The following is a 6,277-nucleotide window of genomic DNA, read 5'->3' as shown; positions in this document are numbered from 1 at the left end:
AAGGGTTGCCAAGCCAGGGGGCGCCATGCGTTGTTGTGGCTCGCTTGTGTACATGAGTACACCGCGCTCACCACGCCTAGCCTGGCACCCCCTGGCTTGGCAACGCGTGGGGGTTTTAATTGATGACACGTCCTAGGGAGACTGTGCATAAGTTGACGCGATGAGTTGTGCACGGCGTTCTTAAAAGCCTGGATATTCGGAGAAAAGCCAAATGGCAGTTGATGAAAGCGCGCTGTTAGCCGCTCTGCAAACAGTGATCGATCCCAATACGGGCCGAGACTTTGTATCGACCAAACAACTGAAGAATCTACAGGTGGGTGGCGGCGATGTCTCTTTCGACATCGAACTGGGCTATCCCGCCAAGAGCCAGATCCCTGCGCTGCGGCAGGCGCTGATCGCAGCGTCCAGGGGCGTTGCGGGGGTTGAGAACGTTTCCGTTCACATGGCCACAAAAATCACGGCCCACGCTGTTCAGCGGGGCGTGCAACTGATGCCCAATGTCAAAAACATCATTGCAGTGGCCTCGGGCAAGGGCGGTGTGGGCAAAAGCACGACGGCTGCCAACCTGGCGCTGGCATTGGCCGCCGAAGGCGCCAGCGTTGGTTTGCTGGATGCTGACATCTATGGGCCCAGCATGCCCATGATGATGGGCATCAACGGACGTCCCGAGAGCATTGACGGCAAAACCATGGAGCCGCTGGAAAACTACGGCGTACAGGTCAGCTCCATCGGTTTTCTGGTAGACCCTGACGAAGCCACGATCTGGCGCGGCCCCATGGCCACCCAGGCCCTGGAGCAGCTCCTGCGCCAAACCAATTGGCGTGATCTGGATTACCTTATCGTCGATCTGCCTCCGGGAACTGGTGACATCCAGCTGACCCTCAGCCAAAGAGTTCCCATGACGGGTGCCGTGATCGTGACCACACCGCAGGACATTGCCTTGGCGGACGCCAAAAAGGCGGTGGCCATGTTCGAGAAGGTCGGCGTGCCTATTCTCGGCCTGGTGGAAAACATGGCGGTACATGTGTGTTCCAACTGCGGCCACGTGGAGCACATCTTCGGCGAAGAGGGCGGCAAGCGCTATGCGGCGGCCAAGAGCATCGACTATCTGGGTGCGCTCCCGCTGAAGCTCTCCATCCGTGAGCAATCAGATGGCGGCAGGCCCACTGTCGTGGCCGATCCTGATAGTGAAGTCACCGGCATCTACAAAACCGTTGCACGGCAGGTGGCGCTCAAGATCGCAGCCAAGGCCAAGGACTTTTCGTCCAAGTTTCCTTCGATCAAGATTTCGAACGACACCTGAAGGTTTGGCACGAGATCGCTCAGGCCATGCCGGCGGCCAAAGGGGCGCCGTCAGGGCGTCCTGCCAACTGCATGATCTGGCGTGCCGCAGTGCCCAGTTTCGCTTCGTCGCCCGGGCGAGCCACAAGTTGCAGGCCCAGGGGCAAGCCCTGGGCATCTTCGCTTGTCGGCAGATGCATCGCTGGCCAGCCGAGTAGCGAAATCATGGAGCAAAACAGAGGGCTTCCTGTGCTGCCAAGACCTTCGGGGGCTGCACCGGGCGCGCTCGGCATGAGCATGACGTCGTGAGACGCCAGTAGCTGGTCCATGCGTTCTTGCAGCGGCCCGCGAGCGCGCAGGGCATCCAGATAGGCGACGGCGCTGGTGTTGTCGCCTGCATTCATCAGTTCAAGCAGGGCAGGGCTGAGCTGGGTTTCGCCGCGTACCCGCTCTGGAGCAAGTGCCTGGGCCATCTCGGATTGCATGATGGTGCGGTGCGCCTGATTGGCGTAAGCATGCCATGGGCCCAGGTCTATCTGGCTCACGGACAGGCCTGCATTGGCCAACTGTTCGCTGGTACGTTGCAGCAAAGCGCGGGTGCCGTCCTCGGCATGGCTCAGTAGTTCGGAATTCAGTATCGCGATGCGCAGGCGCGCAGTCGTCTCCACGGAGCGGTCGGTCAGCGTGGGTGCCAGGCAATGCGCGAGTAGCTCCAGGTCGTCCACGGTGCGCGCAAAACAGCCCACCTGATCGAGTGTGTGAGAAGTGTCGAGCACGCCGTCGCGGGCAATCAAACCCGCGGCAGGCTTATAGCCCAGCACGCCGCAAAAGGCGGCTGGTCGGATAACAGAGCCGTTCGTCTGTGTGCCCAGGGCCAGCGGCACCATACCGGCAGCAACGGCCGCGGCAGAGCCACTGGAAGATCCACCTGGCGTGTAGCCTGGCCGATGTGGGTTGTGAGTGGGACCGGGGGTGAAGTAGGCGAACTCGGTGCTGACCGTTTTGCCCAGGATGATGGCGCCTTCGGCGCGCAGCATGCTGACCACAGCCGCATCTCGCACGGGCAGGTGTCCTGCGTACAGCGGACTGCCGTAGGTAGTGGGCATGTCAGCCGTGTCCATGTTGTCCTTGATCGCCACAGGCAGTCCGTGCAGCTTGCCGATCGAGCCCCCGGAGGCTCGCATGGCGTCGCTGGCGCGGCAGGCGTGCAAGGCGGCCTGCGCGTCGAGGTGTTGCCAGGCGCGTATTTGAGGCTCGTGCCGGGCTATTTGCTGCAGACAGGCCAGCACCAGCGCTTCGCTGCTGATGCGGCCTGTCACCAGGTTAGAGAGCGCTTCGGTGGCGCTTAGGCTGTGCAGAGGCTTCATGGACGAAAAGAGTCAGAACAACAGAAATCAGGGGACGGCAGGGCAAGGGCTCATACCTGCCGCGGAACCCGTTGCGTGCAGGTCGTTCAACGCCGGCGGAACTCCCTGTTGAAGCGGTCGATCAGGTCGCGGCGTTGGGCCGCAATGCTGACCCAGTCAATCGAACGGCGCTGCAGCAGCTCAGCCTGATTGCTGGCGACGCCCGCCAGGGCGCCGGTAAAAGCCACTTCGCGGTTGCTGGGCACGCTGTAGTAGGGCTCCAAAGCCAGTTGCTCCTGTACTTGGGTGTCGAGCAGCGTGTTTACATAGGCGGCAGCATGCTCCATGTTGCGGGTGCCATTGGTGATGTGCACGATGTTCGAGACCAAACCCCAGCCCGTGTCCGGCTTGGCGATGGCCACATCCACACCCCGCAGACGCAGGGGCTCCACCACGCTGAGGAAACCCAGTGCAATGTCAGCCTGGCCCTGTTGGAAGAGGGGGCCGACGGCACCTGGGTTAGCGGGAATGGTGGCAAGGTTGGGGCGCAGTTTCTCCAGCATCTTCCAGGCGGGCTCCAGGTTCTTTTCGCTGCCACCGTTCATCCTGGCCAGTTCCACCATCCATGTGGCGCCAATGGTGGTGTCTGGTCCGCTGATCAGCACCCGCCCCTTGTAAGCCGGGCTCCACAGCTCTTCCCACGACTTGGGTGGGGTCTTGATGGTCTTGGGGTTGTAGGCAATGCCGAAGACCTGCATGGCTGACATGACGCCCATGCCGTCAGCGCCAATGAGTTGCTTGGGTACCTTGGCCAGATTCGGAATGCGGTCCACAGGCAAGGATGCGAGCAAGCCTTGGGATTTGGCATTGATCTCGGCGGGCTCGTCCATCATCACGACATCAAATGGAGGCTGTCCCTTGGACGCGCTGAGTTTGGCCAGCGCATCCACGATGAGGGCGGGACTCACGGTCACGTCGGCGCCCATCTTCTTCTTGAACGCCGGTGCCACCACCGAACGTGCAGAGCGCTCCCATGTGCCGGGAATGGCCATGGCTACCAAGCGCTCGGACGATTGCGCATGCACCCATGGGGACAGCGTCAGGCTGGCGCCTGCGACGCCAAGACCGCCTAGAAAGTGGCGGCGCGATACGGGAATTCGTGTGGAGGCGGTCATGTCGTTCCTTTGCGAAGTGGAGAGGGAAGAGAGAAAGGGTGATCAGAGTGGTGTGCTCAAGGCCAGACTCGCGTGGTTCATGGCGTTCGTGATGGGCACTTGGCGAGCGAACAGCCGGGCAATTTCCAGGCGCGGCGCAACCCAGACCTGGCTCCCCAGGCTGTCGAGCTGCCGCAGTACACGTTCGAAGGCCGCGAAGCGCCCAGGGCGTCCCGTGATGCGCAGGTGGTAGCCAATGTTCAGCAGCTTTGGCGTGCCCTGCTCGCCCTCTGCGATCAACACTTCGAGTGCGTCGTTGACATAGGTGACCATTTCGTCTGCACACGTGAAACCATTGGGATGGAAAAATTTCATGTCATTGGAGTCCAGCGCATAGGGCATGACCAACATGGGCTCGGGGAGGCTGGTGTCGAAGTAAGGCAAGTCGTCGTCCAGGCCGTTGCTGGCGTATTCGAAGCCGAGCTCCTGGAGCAGCGGGCGCGTCCAGCGGCTTTCGCTGCCGCGGCAGAAGAAACCTAAAGGCCGCTGTCCTGTGGCTGCCAGGGTGGCATCGATACAGCGCTGGAGATCGGCGCGCTCGGTTTGTGCGTTCTCGTAGTCGGCGTGGGGGCGCCAGCGCCACCCATGGCATGCGGCCTCATGCCCTTCTGCCACGATCCGGGCAGCAATGTGCGGGCTGCGCTCTACAGCTTGGCCGCACATGTAGAAGGTGGCCTGGCGTCCGTGTCGGCGCAAGGCATCAAGAAAGCGCCATATACCGGAGCGCATGCCATACGCGAACTGCTGCTCCGTGCCCTGGTCCCAGATACCAGCAGGCACCACGCTGTGGACCTCGGCCACACGTTCGGTGACGGCATCGCCATCGGCAATAGACCACTCCGCTCCCTCTTCAAAGTTGATCACTATGGAAACGGCCACCTTGGCCTGATGGGGAAGTACAAGGCGTGGAGGGGACGAACCCCACCCTTGAAGGTTGCGAGGGGCGATCTCCTGAAGGCGGCTGACAGTCATGATGGCGAAAAGTGCGTTGATGGCAGGCATCTGTGCACGATGCGTGCCAAGCCTTCCGGTAAAAAGCACTCGTGAGCCAGAACGAGAGCGAGAGCGCCTCCGTCGGCGAAGCTCGTGTGGAAACCTATAGCAATGGGTTATGACGGGGTCAGGCTTTTATGCGGTTTCAACGTTGATTCGTTGCGCCCATATGGTGCGCGTCGCACTGTTTTTATGCGCACATGCACCACAAAAATGTGCACATTTTGATTTTGAAATATCACTTTTGAGGGGAGGTGTGTGCGCAAGGGCTGGCATGCGACTTGCAGTGCTCAAGGCAAGGCCACTTCATTTGGTAGGGGCCATTCAAACTTGGATGCTTCTTTCTATGTCTAGTCAGCACACGGCTCTCAAGCTTTCAGAAATACTGGTGACCTACGGTCAGACGCGCGCCGTAGACGGGATCGACCTCGAAACCCGGCCCGGCGAGTTCGTGGCCTTGCTCGGCCCCAGCGGCTGCGGCAAGACGACGTTGTTGCGAGTGATTGCCGGCTTCACCAAGGCTGATAGCGGAACGGTCTTTCTGGGAGATCAGAACGTGACTGCACTTCCGCCCGAACTGCGACGCATGGGCATGGTGTTTCAAAGTTATGCGCTGTTTCCGCACCTCACCGTGGAGGCCAATATTGCCTATGGACTGAAGGCGCATGGAGCCACACGTGATGAGGTGGCGAGCAAGACACGAGAGATGCTCGACGTGGTGCGCATGGCGGGATTTGGCCAGCGTCTTCCGCGTGAGTTGTCAGGCGGTCAACAGCAACGTGTGGCCTTGGCTCGTGCGCTGGCCATTTCGCCAAGGCTGCTGTTGCTCGATGAGCCGCTGGGGGCATTGGACAAGAATCTGCGCGAAGAGATGCAAAGCGAACTGCTGCGTATCCAGCGGGAATTGGGCATCACCACGCTCATGGTGACACACGATCAGGAAGAGGCCATGGCCATGGCTGACCGCATTGCAGTGCTGAACAAGGGGGCCATCATGCAGTTCGGCACGCCGAGCGAAATCTATGACGCTCCGCAGAATGAATTTGTGAGCAGCTTCATGGGCAATTCCACTGTGCTTGATGGTCAGCTTGCACGCATCGATGATGAGCAATGGAGTCTGCAGACACCGGGTGGTGTCGACTACCGGTTCCGCTCCATAGGTCCGTGTACGCGAAATGGCTCGGCCCGCCTGGCACTGCGTCCGGAGCAGTTGGAGCTGGCAGATGAGGGAGTGCCAGCTCAGGTGCTCTCGGCTAGGCCCATGGGGCAAATCACGCGCATTCAAGTGCGCACGCAAGAAGGCGCACTGCTGCATCTGAGCATGGAGCGCGGCGCGCATATAGACCATATGCCGGCTGGAGAGACGGTACGGGTGCGCGTGCGGCCGCACGCGCGCTGCTCTGTCTTTGTGCCACCTGCCTTGGCACAGTAAACGGAGGTTCC

At 60.8% G+C, this 6,277-nt stretch carries 5 protein-coding genes; 2 read left to right on the top strand and 3 right to left on the bottom strand.

The window, feature by feature from the left end; all coding sequences use genetic code 11:
* Window positions 1-211: 211 nt before the first annotated feature.
* Window positions 212-1,303, top strand: coding sequence for an iron-sulfur cluster carrier protein ApbC (apbC, locus tag ABIE13_RS19270; protein WP_354446407.1), 1,092 nt, complete (start codon window positions 212-214; stop codon window positions 1,301-1,303).
* A 19-nt stretch (window positions 1,304-1,322) separates the two neighbouring features.
* Here apbC and ABIE13_RS19265 read toward each other — a convergent pair whose 3' ends face one another.
* From ABIE13_RS19265 to ABIE13_RS19255, 3 genes are all read right to left on the bottom strand, one after another.
* A complete protein-coding gene (locus tag ABIE13_RS19265) occupies window positions 1,323-2,648 on the bottom strand; it encodes an amidase (protein WP_354446405.1) in 1,326 nt (441 codons plus the stop codon).
* An 86-nt stretch (window positions 2,649-2,734) separates the two neighbouring features.
* A complete protein-coding gene (locus ABIE13_RS19260) occupies window positions 2,735-3,802 on the bottom strand; it encodes an extracellular solute-binding protein (RefSeq protein ID WP_354446403.1) in 1,068 nt (355 codons plus the stop codon).
* Between the two features lie 42 nt (window positions 3,803-3,844).
* Window positions 3,845-4,843 (bottom strand): polysaccharide deacetylase family protein, encoded by a 999-nt coding sequence (locus ABIE13_RS19255; protein WP_354446401.1) that lies wholly within the window; start codon window positions 4,841-4,843, stop codon window positions 3,845-3,847.
* Window positions 4,844-5,180: 337 nt separating this feature from the next.
* Here ABIE13_RS19255 and ABIE13_RS19250 point away from each other — a divergent pair, with 337 nt between their 5' ends.
* The gene (locus ABIE13_RS19250; protein WP_354446399.1) at window positions 5,181-6,266 is read left to right on the top strand and encodes an ABC transporter ATP-binding protein; all 1,086 of its coding nucleotides are present in this window, start codon (window positions 5,181-5,183) and stop codon (window positions 6,264-6,266) included.
* Window positions 6,267-6,277 lie beyond the last annotated feature (11 nt).

The sequence above is a fragment of the Ottowia thiooxydans genome, assembly GCF_040548795.1.
Lineage (GTDB): Bacteria > Pseudomonadota > Gammaproteobacteria > Burkholderiales > Burkholderiaceae_C > Ottowia > Ottowia thiooxydans_A.
The sequence above is the reverse complement of the archived record's forward strand: the minus strand, read 5'-3'. Positions and strand labels throughout refer to the sequence as shown.